We start from the raw sequence: 18,668 nt of genomic DNA on the forward strand, positions 1-18,668 counted from the left end.
AAGATGGGCCGGGACTACTTCTTGCCGCTGTCCTTGCCGCCCTTGCCCTTGTCCTTGTCGCCGCCGGCGCCCATGGACTCGTAGATCTCCTTGCACATCGGACAGACCGGGTACTTCTTGGGGTCGCGCCCCGGGACCCAGACCTTGCCGCACAGTGCCACCACGGGAGTGCCCTCCAGGGCGCTCGCCATGATCTTGTCCTTCTGGACGTAATGGGCGTAGCGCTCGTGGTCGCCGTCGCCGTTCGACACCTGCGGCGCCGGCTCTACGAGGGTCCCCGTACCTGCCCCGCGTTCGGGCTCAAGAGTGCTCATAACTGCCAAGCGTACTGAAAGCTCCGAGCATCAGTTCAGCGAAGGGTCGTCCGGATACGTCGCGATCATCGCCAGTTCGCTGCGCTGGCGCCGCAGGACGGCCCGCCAGAGGCTCTCCGGGCGTGGCGACGAAACATCGCCGGGCTCCGATTCCACCACGTACCAGGCACCGTCGGTCAGCTCCGTCTCCAGCTGGCCGGGCCCCCAGCCCGCGTATCCCGCGAAGATCCGCAGCGAACCGAGCGCCGCCGCCAGCAGCTCCGGCGGCGCCTCCAGGTCCACCAGGCCGATCGCCCCGTGCACCCGGCGCCAGCCCAGGGGGCCCTCGTCGCCGGGGATCACCGCGACGCCCAGCGCGGAGTCGAGCGAGACCGGACCGCCCTGGAAGACCACGTCCGGTTCGCCGGTCAGGCCGGCCCAGGACGCGAGGATGTCACCGACGCCGACGGGGGTCGGGCGGTTCAGGACAACGCCGAGCGAGCCCTCCTCGTCGTGGTCGAGGAGCAGCACGACCGCGCGGTCGAAGTTGGGGTCCGCCAGGGCGGGTGTGGCCACGAGCAGTCGCCCTGTGAGCGAGGACACCTCGGTCATGGCAGAAATGATCCCGCATCTTCGCCCTCCGCGGGACCCAACCGGTCCGCCCGGTCCCGGCCGATGCCCGTGCGCAGCTCAGGGCGCACAGGAGCCGCACAGGCGCGCGGAGAGCGCACGGGTGCGGGCGCGTCGAACAGCCCTTGCGGACGGTAACCCTCCGCAAGGGATGCCGAGCGGAACGTGTTGTGGCGGATTCATGACGTTCGTACACCCCCCCGTGACTTACGGAAGGGGGGTGGGGGGCCATTACCCTTTTCGATGGCCCCCTGCCCGACCACTCCGGAACGCGAGATACATGACCGGCACAGACGATGTCCTGCTTGTCCACGGCGGCACCCCGCTGGAGGGCGAGATCCGCGTCCGAGGCGCCAAGAACCTGGTGCCGAAGGCAATGGTCGCCGCGCTGCTCGGCAGCGGGCCCAGCCGGCTCCGCAACGTGCCCGACATCCGCGATGTGCGGGTGGTCCGGGGACTGCTGCAGCTGCACGGCGTGACCGTCCGCCCCGGTGACGAGCCGGGCGAACTCATCCTCGACCCGTCGCACGTCGAGAGCGCGAACGTCGCCGACATCGATGCCCACGCGGGCTCGTCGCGCATCCCGATCCTCTTCTGCGGCCCGCTGCTGCACCGCCTGGGCCACGCGTTCATCCCGGGGCTCGGCGGCTGCGACATCGGCGGCCGGCCGATCGACTTCCACTTCGAGGTGCTGCGCCAGTTCGGCGCGACCATCGAGAAACGGGCGGACGGCCAGTACCTGGAGGCCCCGCAGCGGCTGCGCGGCACCAAGATCCGGCTGCCGTACCCGTCGGTGGGCTCCACCGAGCAGGTGCTGCTGACCGCCGTCCTCGCCGAGGGCGTCACCGAGCTGTCCAACGCGGCCGTCGAACCGGAGATCGAGGACCTCATCTGCGTACTGCAGAAGATGGGCGCGATCATCTCCATGGACACCGACCGGACGATCCGGATCACGGGTGTCGACCGGCTCGACGGTTACACCCACCGGGCGATCCCGGACCGCCTGGAGGCGGCCTCCTGGGCGTCGGCGGCGCTGGCGACCGAGGGCAACATCTACGTGCGCGGTGCCCAGCAGCGTTCGATGATGACGTTCCTCAACACCTTCCGCCGGGTCGGCGGTGCCTTCGAGATCGACGACGAGGGCATCCGCTTCTGGCACCCGGGCGGCGCGCTGAACGCCATCGCGCTGGAGACGGACGTCCACCCCGGATTCCAGACCGACTGGCAGCAGCCGCTCGTGGTGGCCCTGACGCAGGCCGCGGGCCTGTCGATCGTCCACGAGACGGTGTACGAGTCCCGGCTCGGCTTCACGTCGGCGCTCAACCAGATGGGTGCGCACATCCAGCTCTACCGCGAGTGCCTCGGGGGCTCCGACTGCCGCTTCGGGCAACGGAACTTCCTGCACTCGGCGGTCGTCTCCGGGCCCACCAGGCTCCAGGGCGCGGACCTGGTGATCCCGGACCTGCGCGGCGGGTTCTCGTACCTGATCGCCGCGTTGGCGGCCCAGGGCACGTCCCGGGTGCACGGCATCGACCTGATCAACCGCGGCTACGAGAACTTCATGGACAAGCTCGAGAAGCTCGGCGCGAAGGTCGAACTGCCGGGCGGCTCACTCGTCTGACGGCGCGCCGGATGCGCGCTCCGGCGCGCGCACAGTGCTGCCGCACACAGCATTGCGCACCCCCGCACCCCCGCACCACAGCCCGCCGCCCCGGTCCCGCACGAGGACCGGGGCGGCGGGCTTCTTCATGACCCGTACGAGGGGCCCGCCCGCGAAGGCGAACCGCGCCAGAGCGACGAGCGGGTCCGCACCCCGGCCGGCCCCACAAACCCCGCAGTGCGCCCGTACGGCCCCGTACGGACACAAGCCGGACCCGGGGGCCTCCCGGGCGTCGCGGCGCCTCACAGCGCCCGCGCCGCCTGCGTGCGCAAGGGTCCGGGGTACGCCGAAGGGCGGCCGCCCCGGTGGGGACGGCCGCCCTTCCTGATGCCTTGAGGGCCTTACTTGCCCTTGGCGGCTTCCTTGAGCTTCGAGCCCGCGGAGACCTTCACGCTGTAGCCGGCCGGGATGTTGATCGGGTCGCCGGTCTGCGGGTTACGAGCGGTGCGAGCGGCACGGTGGGTGCGCTCGAAGGTCAGGAAGCCGGGGATGGTGACCTTCTCGTCGCCCTTGGCGACGATCTCGCCGACGGTCTCGGCGAGGGCGGCCAGAACGGCGTCGGCGTCCTTGCGGGTCACCTCGGCACGGTCGGCCAGGGCGGCCACCAGCTCACTGCGGTTCATGTTGTTACTCCCGTGTTCTTCTTGCCTGTGAGGCGTGAGATCGAAGCCGATGCTGCCAGGGCCCTCTGACAGTCCCCGGACCCGGGTCTGATGTCAGACCCTCGCGCCCGAATACGCATCCTGCCCCCACCTGCGGCGCTAACGCCAATCCGGATCCCCTGGACGTCACACGAAAATCACCACCATTCCGCCCGTGGTGACGTTCCGTCGACTTGTTGCAGCGGTCCGCAGCGGATGCCGGGCCTGTGGGGCTCGCTGCCCGCCCACCCTAAAGGGGCGTTTGGGACGCCACGACCCGCGACGCGCCGTACGGGGCGCCCGGACGTGAGGTAGGGCACCGTCCGCGGGAGCCGTGGCCGACCCCCGCGGGCGGCGTGTGTTACGCGGGGCCCGCCGTGGCCCCGGAGGTCCCGGCCGCCTTCGCGGCCTCGCGGACCGCCCCCGCGACGGCTCCGGCGACCTTGTCGTTGAAGACCGACGGAATGATGTAGTTCGCGTTCACCTCGTCCTCGGCGACGACGTCGGCGAGAGCACGGGCCGCGGCGAGCATCATGTCCGTGTCGACCGCGCGGGACTGGGCGTCCAGCAGGCCGCGGAAGACACCCGGGAAGACCAGTACGTTGTTGATCTGGTTCGGGAAGTCGGAACGCCCGGTGGCGACAACTGCCGCCGTCTCGCGGGCGATCGTCGGGTCGACCTCGGGGTCCGGGTTCGCGAGCGCGAACACGATCGCACCGTCGGCCATCGCGGCGACGTCGTCGCCGTTCAGGACGTTGGGGGCGGAGACGCCGATGAAGACGTCGGCGCCGACGACAGCCTCCTTGAGGGTGCCGGTGACGCCCTCGGGGTTGGTGTTGTCGGCGATCCAGCGCAGCGGCGAGTCGGGGTCGGCGGAGACCAGGTCCTCACGGCCCGCGTGCACCACACCGTGGATGTCGGCGACGACCGCGTGCTTGACGCCCGCGTCGATGAGCAGCTTCAGGATGGCCGTACCGGCCGCACCCGCGCCGGACATGACGACCCGTACGTCACCGATGCCCTTGCCCACCACGCGCAGCGCGTTGGTGAGCGCGGCCAGGACGACGATCGCCGTGCCGTGCTGGTCGTCGTGGAAGACGGGGATGTCCAGCGCCTCGCGCAGGCGCGCCTCGATCTCGAAGCAGCGGGGGGCGGAGATGTCCTCCAGGTTGATGCCCGCGAAGCCGGGGGCGATCGCACGGACGATCGCGACGATCTCATCAGTGTTCTGCGTGTCCAGGCAGATCGGCCACGCGTCGATACCGGCGAAGCGCTTGAACAGGGCCGCCTTGCCCTCCATCACGGGGAGCGCCGCCATCGGGCCGATGTTGCCGAGGCCGAGCACCGCGGAGCCGTCGGTCACGACCGCGACGGAGTTGCGCTTGATGGTGAGTCGGCGGGCGTCCTCGGGGTTCTCGGCGATCGCCATGCAGACCCGGGCCACACCCGGGGTGTAGATCATCGAGAGGTCGTCACGGTTGCGGATGGGGTGCTTGGACGCCATCTCGATCTTGCCGCCGAGGTGCATCAGGAACGTACGGTCGGAGACCTTGCCGAGGACGACACCCTCGATGTCGCGCAGGCCTTCGACGATCTCGTCCGCGTGCGACGTCGAGGACGCCGCGATCGTGACGTCGATCCGCAGCTTCTCGTGGCCGGAAGCGGTCACGTCGAGGCCGGTGACCGAACCGCCGGAGGACTCCACGGCCGTGGTGAGCTGGGAGACCGCTGTGCCGCTCGCGGGCACCTCCAGCCTGACCGTCATCGAGTACGAGACGCTGGGCGCCGTTGCCATGGCCGAGTCCTTCGCTTTCCTTAGCTTCATTGCTGTGCGCGCGGCGGGGCATCACCCCGTACGTGCGTTCCGATCGTCGCACCTACCGACGGGTAGCCGGTAATGACTGCCACCTTTCGGAAATGTTTTTCCACCATACGAGAAGCATCCGTCCGAAGGAACCCTTTCCGGCCACGCGACGGAACCGCTCCGGCCGACGGACACCGCCGTGAACACAAACAGACCCGCGCCACCGGAAGGTGACGCGGGTCTGTCTTCTTCGCTTAGGTGGCACCGGCCCGCCATGCTCGCCTCGCGGCAAGTGGTCGCTCGAAGCGACGAAGGTTGGGCCCGGGGGCTTGGATCGAGCCGATGCCGACTCCAGGCTAACAAACACCCCGGAGAAGTGATTCCTGTGCGACGGGTTGACTCGAAAAAAGGGGCCGCCCGACTGCCGCGGCCCCTCCCTCTCAGTCCCTCAGCAGGTCCGGCACGCCGTCCTCGTCCGGCATGTCACGCTCGCCCGACACCACGGTCAGCTGCTGCGTCGCACGGGTGAGCGCCACGTACAGCACCCGCAGCCCCGCCGGTGACTCGTCCGCGATCTCCGCGGGCGAGACGACCACCGTGGCGTCGTACTCCAGCCCCTTCGCCTCCAGGCTGCCCAGCGCCACCACGCGCTCGCCGAGCTCCGCCAGCCAGCCGCGGGCCTCGGAGCGGCGGTTCATCGCGACGACCACGCCCACGGTGCCGTCCACCTCGGCGAGCAGCCTGCGGGCCTCCTCCCGGACCACCCCTGCGAGATCCCCGTCCCGTACGGCCTCGAAGCGCGGCTTCACACCTGTCGAGCGGACCGCCACCGGGGATTCCATCCCCGGCATGGCGAGCGTCAGCACCTTCGCCGCGAGCTCGGCGATCTCCGCCGGGTTGCGGTAGTTCACCGTGAGGGTGAACCGGCGCCGCGGCCGGTTGCCGAGCGCCTCGTCACGGGCGACGGCGGCCTCGTCCGGGTCCGACCAGGAGGACTGCGCCGCGTCGCCGACGATCGTCCAGGTGGCGTGCCGGCCGCGGCGGCCGACCATGCGCCACTGCATGGGCGTGAGGTCCTGCGCCTCGTCGACGATCACGTGGGCGTACTCGGTGCGCTCCGCCGCCAGCCGTTCGGCCCGCTCCCACTGGGTCTCCTCGCGCTGCGGCATCAGCTCGTCCAGGCCCGTGAGCTGGTCCAGCGGGTCGAGCTCACGCTTCCTCTTCGGGCGGTTGGGAGTGCCCAGGAGCGTCTGCAGCTCGTCCAGGAGCGCCACGTCGTGGACGGAGAGCGGGCCCTTGCCGTCCTCGTCGAGCCGCTTCAGCGCACGGGCCAGGCGGCGCACCTCGCCCTGGTTGAGGATCCGGCGCGCCCACCTGCCCAGGCGCCGCTCGTCGCCCATCGCGGCCAGCACCTTACGAGGGGTGAGTTCCGGCCACCAGGCGTTCAGGAAGGTGAGGAACGGGGTCTCGGTGGAGACGTCCTCGTCGAACGAGGAACGGAGCTCCGCGGCCAGTTCGGGGTCCGTGTAGCGGCCCCGGCCCGAGGATTTGCTCCACAGGGCGTCCAGGAGCAGTTTGCGGGCGCGCGGACGCAGCAGGTTGACGGGCGCGGTGCCGCCGAGGACGTTGTGCCGGATGCGCCGGAGCTCGTCCGCGTTCAGCTCGACGCGGGCGCCGAAGGCGACCACCCTCAGCCGGGTGGGAGCGCCCTGCTCCTCCGCGGCCTCCGCCTCGCCGAACGCCAGCTGACCCTCCTGGGCGGCGGGCCGGGGCGGCGCGGACTGCTCCAGCGCCCCGCGGGCCGCCTTGCGCAGCACGTGCAGCATCCGGGAGGAGCCCTTGATCCGGGCCACGGCGGGCTCGTCGTAGGTGGTCGCCCCCTCGACCCCCGCCGCCTCGTCGGACAGCGAGCCGACGGCCCTGATCGCGACCTGGCCCTCCTCGCCGAGCGAGGGCAGCACCCCTTCGGTGTACGCGACCAGGAGCGGGGTCGGCGAGACGACGAGGATGCCGCCCGCGTACCGGCGCCGGTCCTGGTAGAGCAGGTACGCGGCCCGGTGCAGCGCCACCGCAGTCTTACCGGTGCCGGGTCCGCCCGAGACCTCCGTGACGGAGGCGGCGGGGGCCCGGATCACCATGTCCTGCTCGGCCTGGATGGACGAGACGATGTCCCGCATCGTGTGGCTGCGGGCCTGGCCCAGCGCCGCCATCAGGGCGCCGTCGCCGATCACGGGCAGCTTGTCGCCGCCCAGGTGCGCGGTCAGCTCCGGGCGCATCAGGTCGTCCTCCACCCCGAGGACCCGGCGGCCCTTGGAGCGGATGACGCGCCGGCGCACGACCCTGCCCGGGTCCTTGGGCGTCGACCGGTAGAACGGCGCGGCGGCCGGAGCACGCCAGTCGATCACCAGGGGCGCGTAGTCCGAGTCGAGTACTCCTATGCGGCCGATGTGGAGCGTCTCCGCGATGTCCGCGGTGTTCTCCTCCCGTACGGCGTCGTCGGCCGGCTCGACGGAGGTGAAGGCGCCGTCCGGGCCGCGTTCACCGTCCTTGCCGAGCAGGAGGTCGATCCGGCCGAAGAGGAAGTCCTCGAACTCGCTGTTCAGCCGGTTGAGGTGGACACCGGCGCGGAAGACCTGGGCGTCGCGCTCGGCGAGCGCCCCCGGCGTACCGACCTGGCCCCGTTTACTGGCGTCGTGCATGAGAAATTCCGCCTCGTGGATCTTCTCTTCGAGGCGGTGGTAGACCCGGTCCAGATGTTCTTGCTCGACACCGATTTCCCGGTCCCGCAACGAATCGACAGCGGCATCCTGCGCGGCCACCGAGGCCCCCTTCTGACGTGCACTGGGCAGCCGTCAACCGTACGCGAAAGGGGGCCCCACGCGCACCTGCCGCTCCGATTGCGTTTAGGCGTCGATCTCCACCAGCCGCTCGCCGTCGAAAGTGCGGACCTCGAAGTGGTCGATGTCCTCGCGGGCCATCGCCGCGCCGCCGTGCACGTACAGCGGGGCCTTCGCACTCGCGTGCGTGGAACCGTCGATCCCGTAACCCCGGACGGGCACGGACCAGGAAGTGACGATCTCCTCCTCGCCGGTCCGGGAGACGGCGATCAGGCTGCACTTCTGCGGGCCCTTGACGTTCTTCAGCTCCAGGACCGTGTGCGTGCCCCAGGCCTTGGGCTCCAGGCCGACCGTGGCACCGACCCGGGTGGTGGGGTCGGTGGCCCGCACCTTCTCCTTCATGTGGTTGAAGAAGGCGTCCTCGGCGGGGCTCGTCGAATGGGGCGCGACCAGGGCCTGCCTGTCCGGCTTCTCCTCCGCCGTGGCCACGACCGCGATCACGGGGCCGCCGATCACGAGGACCGCCGCCGCCGCGAGAAGGTACCTGCCGCGCCGACGCCGCTGTGCCCGCTTGCGGGCGACCTCGTCGACCAGGCCGGCGAGCAGCCGGGGCGCCGGACGCTCCGGGACGTGCGGGACGGGCCGGGCACCCGGGTCGGCCGCGGGGGCCTCCGCGAGCATCGCCAGCACGGGTTCCATCCCGGCGAACTCGTCGAGGTGGGCGGTGCACAGCGCGCATCCCGCCAGGTGCGCCTCGAAGGCGCTCGCCTCCGCGTCGTCGAGGATGCCCAGGACGTACGCACCGGCGGCGTCGTGCTCCGGGCCTTCCCTCGGGAACTCGAAGGGACCCGGGGCGGGGCCGGGGGGTCCCGACGGCCCCGAGGGGCCGCGGGGACCGGTCGGCCGGGGCCCGAACGGCTGCCACTCGTGGTCGCTCATGCCGTGATCCCCCTCTCTTCGAGTGCGAGCTTCATGGAACGGAGTGCGTAGAACACCCGGGACCGCACGGTCCCGCTGGGGATGCCGAGCACCTCGGCGGCCTCGTTGACCGTACGGCCCTTGAAGTAGGTCTCGACCAAGGCTTCCCGGTGAGCCGGGGTCAAATCGTCGAGCGCGTCCGAGAGCGTCATCAGCCACAACGCCTTGTCAATCTCGTCCTCCGCGGGAATGACCTCCAGCGGCGACGGATCGACCTCGCGCGGCCGGGCCTGCCGGCTGCGGTGGCCGTCGATGACGATGCGCCGGGCGACCGTCACCAGCCAGGGGCGGACGGAGCCGGTGGCCCGGTTGAGCGAACCGGCGTTCTTCCAGGCACGGATGAGCGTTTCCTGCACCACGTCCTCGGCCCGCTGCCGGTCACCGGCGACGAGTCGGAGCACATAGGCCAGCAAAGGACCGGCATGTTCGCGGTAGAGCGCCCGCATCAGCTCCTCGTCGGGGACGTCGGAGGCGGAGCGGGGCGGTTCACTGCGATGTCGGGCCCTGTGCGGACGGTCATCGGCCACGGCCGCATCCTTGCGCACCCGAACCTCCCGGTCGAGACCCTGTCGAGCTCTGTGACCATCGATACGGGAGCGGGCGCCGGATCATTCAACGGGTCCGGAACTTTCTTTCACGGCCCGGGGGTTGGGGGACGGCTCACATGGTCAGGTCACGGCCTTCACACGGAGGTCGGGGGACGGCTCACGTCGTCAGGTCACGGCCTTCACACGGAGGTCGGGGGACGGCTCACGTCGTCAGGTCACGGCCTTCACACGGAGGTCGGGGGACGGCTCAGATGGTCAGGTCACGGCCTTCACACGGCGGCGGTGCCGGGCCACGCGCTCCCGGTTGCCGCAGACCTCGCTGGAGCACCAGCGGCGCCGGCGCCCCCGCGACGTGTCCAGGTAGAGCCGCCGGCAGGCGTCGCCCTCGCAGCGCCGCAGCCCCGCCCGGGCAACCGGGTCCGTCAGCAGTTCCACGGCGTCCCGGGCCACCGCGGCCAGCAGCGTCCCGCACGCGGGGTCCGCGCTCAGCACCCGTACGAGCACGCCGCCCTTTCCCCGGACGGCCCGCAGGCCCGGAGTCGCCCCGGCCGCGAGGGCGTTGACGCGGTCCAGCGGGCCGTCGGCGCTGCCGCCGGCCAGCTCCGCCGTCATCAGCCGGTCGACGCACGCGCGCAACTGCCAGAAGCGCGCCACCCAGGTGTCGTCCACGGACGTCAGCGGCGTCCCCCTCGGAACCAGCCGCGACGCCACCAGCCACTCGGCGAGCCGTGCGGGGCCGTCCAGTTGCTCACACGCACCGGAGGTCCCCGCCGCCGTCGCCACCAGGTCCAGGCAGATCCGACCGGAGTCGAACCGCCGGCCGTACGAGCCTGTGCCCGCCGCCATGAGCCTGTCACCGCCTCGGGGTCACCGGTGGGAAGTCACCACTTCCAGAGTGCCCGTCCCCGGACCGCCCCGGAACCCCTCCTGCCGCCCGGGACGCCGCCGTAACGTATCCGCGTGGACAACGAAACAGTCACCCTGACCGCCGGACCACTGCTGCTGCGCCCCTGGCGCCAGGACGACATCCCCGCGCTCCTCGCGGCGTACGACGACCCGTCGATGCGGCACTGGCTGCGCACCCAGGTGTCCGGCGCCGCGGACGCGGAGCGGTGGATCGAGGCCCAGCGGGAGGGCTGGGTGTCCGGCAGCCGGCTCAGCTTCGCCGTGACGGACACGGCGCGTGGCGGCGAACTCGTCGGCAACCTCGCCCTGAAGCGCCCCGTGCCCGGTGCAGAGAGCGCCGAGGCGGGCTACTGGACCTCGGCGGCGGCCCGAGGCCGGGGCGTCGCGTCGCGGGCGCTCGGGGCGCTCACCGACTGGGCGTTCGGCACGTTCGCCGGGGAGGGCCTGCGGCGGCTGGAGCTGCTGCACCAGGTGGACAACGCGGCGTCCTGCCGGGTCGCGGAGAAGTCCGGCTACGCGCTCGCCGAGGTCGTGCCCGCGCTGCCCCCGGAGTACCCGCTGGACGGCCACCGGCACGTCCGGCACGCACCCCGCGCACCGCGGGAGGCGCTCATGCCTGCGGCAGGCCGTCGTGCAGGATCCGCTGGAACAGCCGGTGGTCCTGCCACGCTCCGTTGATGTGGAGGTAGCGCGGCGCCGTACCGATGTGCTCGAACCCGGCCTTCGCGAGGACCCGTTGCGAGGCCGTGTTGTCCACGACCGTGCCGGCCTCGACGCGGTGCAGCCCGAGCTCGTCCCGCGCCGTCTCGCAGACCCGGCCGACGGCGGCGGTCGCCAGGCCCTGGCCCGCCCGGTCGACGTCGACCCAGTAGCCGAGCCGGGCGTTGCGGAACGGCCCGCGCTCGATCGACGCGAGCGTCATCGCGCCCACCACCCGGTCCTCCTCGTCGGCCAGCACCCAGGGCATGGCACGCCCGGCGTCCCGGTCCGCCAGCAGCCCGGTCAGGCGCTGGGCCTGGCCCTGCACGGTGAAGTAGGCCTCGGGCCGCACGGGCTCCCAGCGGCGCATGTACGCCCGGCTGCGGGTCAGGGTCTCGGCGAAGGACTCGGCGTCGCCGAGCGTCGCGGGCCTCAGCCGGACGCCCGCGGTCAGCGGGTGAATGTCGTTGATCATCCCCGCACGGTACCGACCGGTCAGGAATCCGCGTACTTGGTGTCCGCCGACGGGTCCAGCGCCAGCCGGTAACCGCGTTTGACGACCGTCTGGATCAGCCTCGGCACACCCAGGGCCGTACGGAGCCGGGCCATCGCCGTCTCCACCGCGTGCTCGTCCGTTCCGCTGCCCGGCAGGGCCCGCAGCAGGTCTGCGCGCGACACCACCCAGCCCGGCCGGCGGGCCAGTGTGTGCAGCAGGGCCATCCCGGCGGGCGGTACGGGGCGCAGGGTGCCGTCGACCAGCACGGCGTGACCCCGGATCTCGACCAGGTGCCCGGCGACCGGGAGGGTACGGGCACGGGCCGGCAGCTGGACGCAGAGCAGCTGGACGAGCGGGCCGAGCCGGAAGCGCTCCGGCTGGACGGTGTCGATGCCCATGGCCTGCAGGGGCAGGGCGGTGACAGGTCCGACGCAGGCCGTGACCACGTCGTGGCGCAGGGCGGACAGCACCTCCGGGAGGAGTCCGCGGGCATCGGCACGGTTCAGGTACGAGGCGGCGGCGGGGGCGCTGGTGAAGGTGACGGCGTCCAGGCCGCGGGCGACGGTGACGTCCAGCATCCGGTCGAGGGGGGCGATGTCCTCGGGCGGCATCCACCGGTAGACGGGGACGCCGACGACCTGGGCACCCGCCTCCCGGAGCGACTCGACGAATCCGGGCAGCGGTTCGCCGTGCAGCTGGAGGGCGATCCGCCGGCCCTCGACCCCTTCGCCCAGCAGCCGGTCAAGGACCTCGGCCATCGATTCGGAACCGGGCGACCAGGCCTCGGTGAGCCCGGCGGCCCGGATGGAGCCCTTGACCTTGGGTCCGCGGGCGAGGAGCTCGACGCCGCGCAGCAGGTTCAGGAGCTGGTCCCCGATGCCCCAGCCGTCGGCGGCCTCCACCCAGCCCCGGAAGCCGATGGCGGTGGTGGCGATCACGACATCGGGTGTGTCGTCGATCAGTTCCTTGGTGGCGGCCAGGAGTTCGCTGTCGTCCGCGAGCGGAACGATCCGCAGTGCGGGTGCGTGCAGTACAGCGGCGCCCCTGCGCCGGAGGAGCGTCCCGAGCTCCTCCGCGCGACGGGCCGCGGTCACCCCGACCGTGAAGCCCGCGAGGGGCCCGTGCTGTGCGTCGTCGTGCATGGCGTGATACCCGGCTCTCGTCCCGCTGCTGCTCGATGGTGCGGAGGACCGAGACTGCCAACCCTGCGTGACAGACTCGGTTCACCCACATTTCCCACCCGTTACGTCGTACGACGCCCGATGGTCATCCTCACACCTCGGCGTAGCTGAGCTGGGGCTTCGCCGGCACGGCCACCGTCCGGCGAAGGTATACCGCCCACGTGAGGGTGAAACAGACGGCGTAGAAGGCCAGGAAGGACCAGAAGGCGGCCGTCCCGGCACCCGAGGTCGCGAAGGACTGGCGGAAGGCGAGGTTGATCGCGAGGCCGCCGAGGGCCCCGACCGCCCCGATGAGGCCCATGGCCGCCCCGGACAGCCGTCGTCCGTACGCGAGAGCGTCCTCACCGTCCAGGCCCTTGCTGACACCCTTGGCGTGGAAGATGCCCGGGATCATCTTGAACGTCGAGCCGTTGCCGAGTCCCGTCAGCACGAACAGCGCGATGAATCCGACGAGGAAGACGCCGAGGGACTCGATGCCGGAGGCGTATACGACGACACCGGTCGCGGCGGCCATCGCGGCGAAGTTCCACAGCGTGATCCGGGCGCCGCCGTACTTGTCGGCGAGCCAGCCGCCCGCGGGCCTGATCAGGGAGCCGAGCAGCGGGCCGATGAAGGTGAGCGAAGCGGCCTGCAGCGGGGTGCGGCCGAACTGCGTCTGCAGGACGAGTCCGAAGGCGAAGCTGTAGCCGATGAACGAGCCGAAGGTGCCGATGTAGAGCACCGACATGATCCAGGTGTGCGGGTCGCGTACGGCCTGGAGAGCGGCCCCGGTGTCGTTCTGGACGGGCCGGAGGTTGTCCATGCGGAAGGCGGCGAAGAGCGCGGCGACGATGATCAGCGGGATGTAGGCGCCGAGCACGATCCGCGGGTACGCGGCGCCGGCCGTGCCGATCACCAGCAGGCCGACGAGCTGGACGACCGGCACCCCGATGTTGCCGCCGCCCGCGTTGAGCCCGAGCGCCCAGCCCTTCTTCCGCAGCGGGAAGAAGGCGTTGATGTTCGTCATCGAGGAGGCGAAGTTGCCGCCGCCGATTCCGGTGAGCGCGGCGACGACGATGAAGGTGGTGTACGAGGTCCCGGGCTCCATCACCACGAAGGCGGCGACGGTCGGTACCAGCAGCGTCAGCGCGCTGACCACGGTCCAGTTGCGCCCGCCGAACAGCGCGACCGCGAAGGTGTACGGCACCCGGACGACGGCACCGACCAGGGTGGCCGTGGAGATCAGGAAGAACTTCCCGGCGGGGTCGATCCCGTACTCCGGCCCCATGAAGAGGACCATCACGGACCACAGGGACCAGATCGAAAATCCGATGTGCTCCGAGAGCACGGAGAACCACAGGTTCCGCCGGGCGACGCGCTCGCCCGACTCACGCCAGAAGGTCTCGTCCTCCGGCTCCCACTGCTCGATCCAACGACCGGCCATCACGCGCCTCCACAGGGGTCGGGGTGTTGTGCCGCCGACGCTAGGGAACGCTCGTTTCGGTGCGGTGCCGCGAGGTGACCGGTGCGCAACCTTGCTCTCACTCGGCCGCCGGGGGTGCGGTGAGCCCGGGCCCGCCGCACCCCCGGAAGGGTTCAGGCCCGGCTGCCGCGCCGGTCCGTCCCGTTGGGCCACAGGCGCGGCCGTCGCTTGGCCGCGACGTCCTCGACCCAGCCGAACGCCAGGATCGCCAGTCCGATCAGCGGCCAGATCAGGATCAGGACGATCCCGTCGTACGACTTCTCGATGTACGTGCCGAACGCGTCGCCGAACCACGGGATCGCCCACAGCTCGTCGACGAGCTGGGCGGCGGCCATCAGCAGCAGGTTGTGCCAGAGGTAGATCGTCACGGCCCGGTTGTTGGCCAGCGTGACCAGGCCGTCCCAGCCGGCGAGCCTGCCGGGGAGCTGCTTCCAGGACGGGGCGTAGATCAGCAGGATCGCGCAGAAGCCGAGGGACCAGGTGGCCTGGGCGAGCGGGATCTCGTCCAGGTTCCAGCCCTCCTCGGTGAGGTGGCCGGACGCCCACCACAGGCCGAAGCCCATGACGATCGCGGCGGACGACACCGCCAGGTAGCGCGGGATCTCCTTGAGCAGCCCGTCGTTGTGTGCGAAGCCCAGGATCCAGCAGGACCCGAACACCGCGAAGTCGACGAGCCCGTCGCCGAGCATCCCGGGCACGGTCACCAGGCCCGTGCCGATCACGGCGGTGAGGCCGATCGGCGCGAGGAGCGTCACCCACGGCAGCCTGCGGAACGCCTTGAGCAGCAGGGGCGAGGCGAGCACGAACCAGAGGTAGGCCCGGATGTACCAGAGCGGCCCCACCGCCTGGTCCGCCCAGGACACCTCCAGCCATCCGCCGGCGGAGCCGTTCTCCTCGGGATACGGAGGGGAGCCGACGGGAAGGAGGTAGCAGCCGATCTTGACGAACCACCACAGCCCCTCCTCCCGGACGGGCTTCCAGCTCAGCGCGAACATCACGGGCACCATGAGGAGCGAGAACGCCCACATGGGAGGGAGCAGCCTGCGCAGCCTCCCGCGGATGACACCGCCCGCGGGGCGGGCCAGCGAGCGGGCCATCAGCGAACCGGCCAGGGCGAACATGACGCCCATGGACGGGAAGAGGACGGTCAGCCAGGCCCAGCCGAAGAGGTGGAAGAAGACGACGCGGACGAGCGCGACGGCCCGGAGGAGGTCGAGATAGCGGTCCCGTCCCGGGCGGGCGGGTGGTACGGGTGCTTCGGCGGCCTCCGGGTCCGGTCGGAGCGGGGCAGCCGCTGCCCGGCGGGTGGCGGGGTCCGGGGCGGTACGGGTCTGCCCGCTCTGCCCCGGGAAGGCCCCGGCGTGCGCCGCGTGGGCGCCGTCCCACGCCGGGTACGCACTGCCCTGCCCCGGGAACGCACCGCCCTCCGCCGGGTACGCACTGCCCTGCCCCGGGAACGCGCCGTCCCACGCCGGGTACGCACTGCCCTGCCCCGGGAACGCACCGCCCTCCGGCGGCCGGGAGCCGTCGTGGCCGTCCTGTCGGGGCTGGTTCGGGTGGGTCATGCGACCGGCCTCCGGTCCTTCTCCGCGTCCTTGCGGCGGTTCGGTGTCCCGCCAGGTGCCTCCACCACTCCCGTACGGCGCAGCTTCTGCCAGCGCAGCCGGCCGCCGGTGAGAGCGGTGATCCAGGACTGGAGCAGCACGACGTACATCAACTGCCGGTAGAGGATCTGCTGGAGCGGCAGGGAGATCAGATGGGTCATGCGTTCCCGGTCGAGCCGGAAGGCGTACGCGGCGCAGACCGCCTGCACCAGCAGGACGCCGAACCAGGCGGCGACCGTCTTCCCCGTCGGGCCGAAGACCAGTCCGTACAGCAGGAAGACGTCGATCAGGGGGGCCAGCAGCGGGGCGACCACCATGAACAGGGAGACGAACGGCAGTCCGACGCGTCCGAAGCGGCCCGAGGGCCCGCGCTCGACGACCGCACGGCGGTGCTTCCAGATGGCCTGCATCGTGCCGTACGACCAGCGGTAGCGCTGCGACCACAGCTGCTGCACGGACTCCGGGGCCTCGGTCCAGGCCCGGGCGTTCTCCGCGTAGACGACGCGCCAGCCGTCGCGGTGCAGCCCCATGGTGACGTCGGTGTCCTCGGCGAGGGTGTCCTCGCTCATGCCGCCGATCCGGTCCAGTGCCTCCCGGCGGAAGGCACCGACCGCACCGGGGATGGTGGGCATGCAGCCCAGGAGGTCGTACATCCTGCGGTCGAGGTTGAAGCCCATCACGTACTCGATGTGCTGCCAGGCGCCGATCAGCGAGTCACGGTTGCCGACCTTGGCGTTGCCCGCGACCGCCCCGACCCGGGGGTCCGCGAAGGGCTGTACGAGCTCACGCACGGTGGAGGGTTCGAACACCGTGTCGCCGTCCATCATCACGACGATGTCGTGGCGGGCGTTCACGATGCCGTTGTTCAGCGCCGCGGGCTTGCCCCCGTTCTGCTGGCGGACGACCCGGACGTTCGGGATCCACATCGCGTCGACGAAGTCGGCCGTTCCGTCCGTCGAGCCGTCGTCGATGACGATGACCTCGATCGGATAGTCGCTGGCCACCAGCGACCGCACGGTGGCCGCGATGCACTCGCGTTCGTTGTACGCGGGGACGAGGACCGTCACCGGGCGGGTGAACGGCTCGCCCCAGCTGAAGTCCTTGCGGCGGACCTTCCTCGCGTGCAGGAAGGAGAGCAGCAGCATCAGCCCGAAACGGACGAGCACCAGACCGCCGATGACCGCGAGGCCGACCACCAGCACACCGGTGATCCGCTCGGAGATGTCCACGGCGAAGACGAACGCCTTGCCCTTCCAGAGAGCGAACCCGGTGACCGGGGTGTGCGCGCTGGGGGCCCCGAGGGCGGCCGTGAGGTGGGTGAACTCGTAGCCCCGCTCCTGCATCCGCGGGAGGAACTCCCCCAGGGCTGCCACGGTCTGGGACCGGTCGCCGCCTGAATCGTGCATCAGGATGACGGCGCCCTTGCCGCCCTTGGGCGTGGCCCGCTCGATGATGGCGCGGACACCCGGGCGCTTCCAGTCCTCGCTGTCGGTGTTGTTCACGACGGTGAGGTAGCCGCGGCTGCCGATGTACTGCGTGACCGGCCAGGACTTGTTGTCCATGGCGTCGGAGAACGAGGAGTACGGCGGGCGGAAGAGGGACGTGCGGATGCCGGCCGCACCCGCCAGCACCAACTGGTTCTGGGAGAGCTCCCAGTCGATGCGGCTGGCGGACTGGAAGGACAGATCGGGGTGGTTGAAGGTGTGGAGCCCGATCTCGTGCCCCTCGTCGACCATGCGCTGTACGAGGTCCGGGTAGCGCGAGGCCATGGTGCCGGTGACGAAGAAGACGCCGTGCGCGTCGTACTTCTTGAGCTCGTCCAGGACCCGCGGGGTCCAGACGGGGTCCGGGCCGTCGTCGAAGGTCAGGACGATCCTGTGGTCGGGTATCCGGAGGGTCTTGGCGGCCCCACCGGGCGTACGGGCGTCTATGACCGGCCCGCCGTCGAGGACGTCGGCGGGGACCTGTGTGGTGGGAGCCGGGGCCTGGACGCGGTGGTCGGCGAGGATTTCACTGTGCACGTATCCGCGCAGCATCAGCATGGCGAGCAGGGCGACGAGAAGGAGTGACGGGAGCAGATAGCGCATCGGGAGCCTGCGCCGGACGGTCCGCTTCTTCCTATGGTTGTGCCTGCCCCGCGGGACGGGGGTTGTCATCTACTGGGTGCCTTCTTCTTCCACCGGCGGAACCGAGGGGTCCTCGGACGGGGGCGGACTCACCACGACGGGAGGTTCGGTGTCGGACGGCGAGGGGCTGCCGGCCGGTGACGCGGACACCGAGGTCCCGGGATCGGGCTTCGCACCGTCGCCCCTGGGGGGTGTCACGAAGGCGGACGCGGAGGCCGCCGTGCCGGGCGGTCCCGCCACGGACGCGGAGGCGGACGGGCTCGCGGCGCCGTCCGCGACCGGGGCGGATACGGAGGCGGTGGGTGTGGCCCCGGGGCTCGCGGACACCTCGTCGGCGTCGGTCGGTGCGGGCCCCACCTCGATGTCGCCGGCCTGCTTCTCCTCCTGCCCGGAGAGGGGCAGCCGGGGGGCGGTGGAGTTCCCGCCGAGCACGGCCACCACCAGCGTCACCGCGTAGACGGCGCAGATCGCGGCGAGCACCCATCCCAGGCGCCGGTACGTCTTGCCGCGGCGACCGCTCTCGTCGACGAAGACCGGGCCCTCGGAGGGGTCCGGAGGGCTGGGTTCCACAGGCAGTTCGGCCAGCTGCCGACCGAGTCCGTCCAGCCGGACGGTGACGTCGTTCGGCTCGTGCGTGTGCCCGGTACGGGTACCTTCACGCCAATTTTCCACAGGTGTTCGCACATCCCCCACTCAATGAAGCAGGTGCGCGGGAATGACTGGATTCTTACTGTCGGACAGGGCCGCCACCCCGTCGGCACAGCACATGTCCCCGTGCGCCCGGAACCCCGAATGTAGCGCAC

Annotated in this window: 16 protein-coding genes; 2 read left to right on the forward strand and 14 right to left on the reverse strand. The window is 71.2% G+C overall.

The window, feature by feature from the left end; genetic code table 11:
* Positions 1-14 precede the first annotated feature (14 nt).
* Entirely contained in the window at positions 15-314 is a 300-nt protein-coding gene (locus tag OG524_RS14035) for a DUF3039 domain-containing protein (protein WP_383561538.1), read from the reverse strand.
* Positions 315-344: 30 nt separating this feature from the next.
* Complete coding sequence (locus tag OG524_RS14040) at positions 345-905, reverse strand: YqgE/AlgH family protein (RefSeq protein ID WP_384498964.1); 561 nt, start codon at positions 903-905, stop codon at positions 345-347.
* 298 nt (positions 906-1,203) lie between these two features.
* On the opposite strand from OG524_RS14040, the gene murA reads away from it, so the two are divergent.
* Complete coding sequence (murA, locus tag OG524_RS14045; protein WP_361884629.1) at positions 1,204-2,544, forward strand: UDP-N-acetylglucosamine 1-carboxyvinyltransferase; 1,341 nt, start codon at positions 1,204-1,206, stop codon at positions 2,542-2,544.
* A gap of 380 nt (positions 2,545-2,924) precedes the next feature.
* Here murA and OG524_RS14050 read toward each other — a convergent pair whose 3' ends face one another.
* From OG524_RS14050 to OG524_RS14075, 6 genes are all read right to left on the reverse strand, one after another.
* Complete coding sequence (locus OG524_RS14050) at positions 2,925-3,206, reverse strand: HU family DNA-binding protein (protein ID WP_003968811.1); 282 nt, start codon at positions 3,204-3,206, stop codon at positions 2,925-2,927.
* A gap of 379 nt (positions 3,207-3,585) precedes the next feature.
* Complete coding sequence (locus tag OG524_RS14055) at positions 3,586-5,019, reverse strand: NAD-dependent malic enzyme (protein ID WP_405390475.1); 1,434 nt, start codon at positions 5,017-5,019, stop codon at positions 3,586-3,588.
* A gap of 449 nt (positions 5,020-5,468) precedes the next feature.
* Complete coding sequence (locus tag OG524_RS14060) at positions 5,469-7,847, reverse strand: HelD family protein (protein WP_405390474.1); 2,379 nt, start codon at positions 7,845-7,847, stop codon at positions 5,469-5,471.
* A gap of 84 nt (positions 7,848-7,931) precedes the next feature.
* Positions 7,932-8,804 (reverse strand): anti-sigma factor family protein, encoded by an 873-nt coding sequence (locus tag OG524_RS14065; RefSeq protein ID WP_405390473.1) that lies wholly within the window; start codon positions 8,802-8,804, stop codon positions 7,932-7,934.
* On the reverse strand, positions 8,801-9,388 hold the full coding sequence (locus OG524_RS14070) for a sigma-70 family RNA polymerase sigma factor (RefSeq protein ID WP_405390472.1): 588 nt from the start codon (positions 9,386-9,388) through the stop codon (positions 8,801-8,803). The genes OG524_RS14065 and OG524_RS14070 overlap by 4 nt, the downstream gene beginning before the upstream one ends.
* Before the next feature lie 258 nt (positions 9,389-9,646).
* Entirely contained in the window at positions 9,647-10,237 is a 591-nt protein-coding gene (locus OG524_RS14075; RefSeq protein WP_405390471.1) for a CGNR zinc finger domain-containing protein, read from the reverse strand.
* Between the two features lie 114 nt (positions 10,238-10,351).
* Between OG524_RS14075 and OG524_RS14080 the strand changes: the two genes are divergently transcribed.
* The gene (locus OG524_RS14080) at positions 10,352-10,975 is read left to right on the forward strand and encodes a GNAT family N-acetyltransferase (protein ID WP_405810474.1); all 624 of its coding nucleotides are present in this window, start codon (positions 10,352-10,354) and stop codon (positions 10,973-10,975) included.
* Here OG524_RS14080 and OG524_RS14085 read toward each other — a convergent pair.
* From OG524_RS14085 to OG524_RS14110, 6 genes are all read right to left on the reverse strand, one after another.
* Positions 10,908-11,471 (reverse strand): GNAT family N-acetyltransferase, encoded by a 564-nt coding sequence (locus OG524_RS14085; protein ID WP_405390469.1) that lies wholly within the window; start codon positions 11,469-11,471, stop codon positions 10,908-10,910. The genes OG524_RS14080 and OG524_RS14085 overlap by 68 nt on opposite strands.
* A 20-nt stretch (positions 11,472-11,491) precedes the next feature.
* Positions 11,492-12,634 (reverse strand): uroporphyrinogen-III synthase, encoded by a 1,143-nt coding sequence (locus OG524_RS14090; RefSeq protein ID WP_405810476.1) that lies wholly within the window; start codon positions 12,632-12,634, stop codon positions 11,492-11,494.
* A gap of 130 nt (positions 12,635-12,764) precedes the next feature.
* Entirely contained in the window at positions 12,765-14,096 is a 1,332-nt protein-coding gene (locus tag OG524_RS14095) for a nitrate/nitrite transporter (RefSeq protein ID WP_405390467.1), read from the reverse strand.
* 152 nt (positions 14,097-14,248) lie between these two features.
* Positions 14,249-15,700, reverse strand: a complete 1,452-nt coding sequence (locus OG524_RS14100; RefSeq protein ID WP_405810479.1) for an acyltransferase — start codon at positions 15,698-15,700, stop codon at positions 14,249-14,251.
* A complete protein-coding gene (locus OG524_RS14105; RefSeq protein ID WP_405390465.1) occupies positions 15,697-17,895 on the reverse strand; it encodes a glycosyltransferase in 2,199 nt (732 codons plus the stop codon). The genes OG524_RS14100 and OG524_RS14105 overlap by 4 nt, the downstream gene beginning before the upstream one ends.
* On the reverse strand, positions 17,896-18,537 hold the full coding sequence (locus OG524_RS14110; RefSeq protein ID WP_405390464.1) for a hypothetical protein: 642 nt from the start codon (positions 18,535-18,537) through the stop codon (positions 17,896-17,898).
* Between the last annotated feature and the right edge of the window lie 131 nt (positions 18,538-18,668).

Source organism: Streptomyces sp. NBC_01520, assembly GCF_045040375.1.
Taxonomy (GTDB): domain Bacteria; phylum Actinomycetota; class Actinomycetes; order Streptomycetales; family Streptomycetaceae; genus Streptomyces.

What these genes read in the sequence shown, in the direction of transcription:
- OG524_RS14035 (WP_383561538.1), bottom strand. Translation starts at nt 314, where the DNA reads ATGAGCACTCTTGAGCCCGAACGCGGGGCAGGTACGGGGACCCTCGTA.
- OG524_RS14040 (WP_384498964.1), bottom strand. Translation starts at nt 905, where the DNA reads ATGACCGAGGTGTCCTCGCTCACAGGGCGACTGCTCGTGGCCACACCC.
- murA (WP_361884629.1), top strand. Translation starts at nt 1,204, where the DNA reads ATGACCGGCACAGACGATGTCCTGCTTGTCCACGGCGGCACCCCGCTG.
- OG524_RS14050 (WP_003968811.1), bottom strand. Translation starts at nt 3,206, where the DNA reads ATGAACCGCAGTGAGCTGGTGGCCGCCCTGGCCGACCGTGCCGAGGTG.
- OG524_RS14055 (WP_405390475.1), bottom strand. Translation starts at nt 5,019, where the DNA reads ATGGCAACGGCGCCCAGCGTCTCGTACTCGATGACGGTCAGGCTGGAG.
- OG524_RS14065 (WP_405390473.1), bottom strand. Translation starts at nt 8,804, where the DNA reads ATGAGCGACCACGAGTGGCAGCCGTTCGGGCCCCGGCCGACCGGTCCC.
- OG524_RS14075 (WP_405390471.1), bottom strand. Translation starts at nt 10,237, where the DNA reads ATGGCGGCGGGCACAGGCTCGTACGGCCGGCGGTTCGACTCCGGTCGG.
- OG524_RS14085 (WP_405390469.1), bottom strand. Translation starts at nt 11,471, where the DNA reads ATGATCAACGACATTCACCCGCTGACCGCGGGCGTCCGGCTGAGGCCC.
- OG524_RS14090 (WP_405810476.1), bottom strand. Translation starts at nt 12,634, where the DNA reads ATGCACGACGACGCACAGCACGGGCCCCTCGCGGGCTTCACGGTCGGG.
- OG524_RS14095 (WP_405390467.1), bottom strand. Translation starts at nt 14,096, where the DNA reads ATGGCCGGTCGTTGGATCGAGCAGTGGGAGCCGGAGGACGAGACCTTC.
- OG524_RS14100 (WP_405810479.1), bottom strand. Translation starts at nt 15,700, where the DNA reads ATGACCCACCCGAACCAGCCCCGACAGGACGGCCACGACGGCTCCCGG.
- OG524_RS14105 (WP_405390465.1), bottom strand. Translation starts at nt 17,895, where the DNA reads ATGACAACCCCCGTCCCGCGGGGCAGGCACAACCATAGGAAGAAGCGG.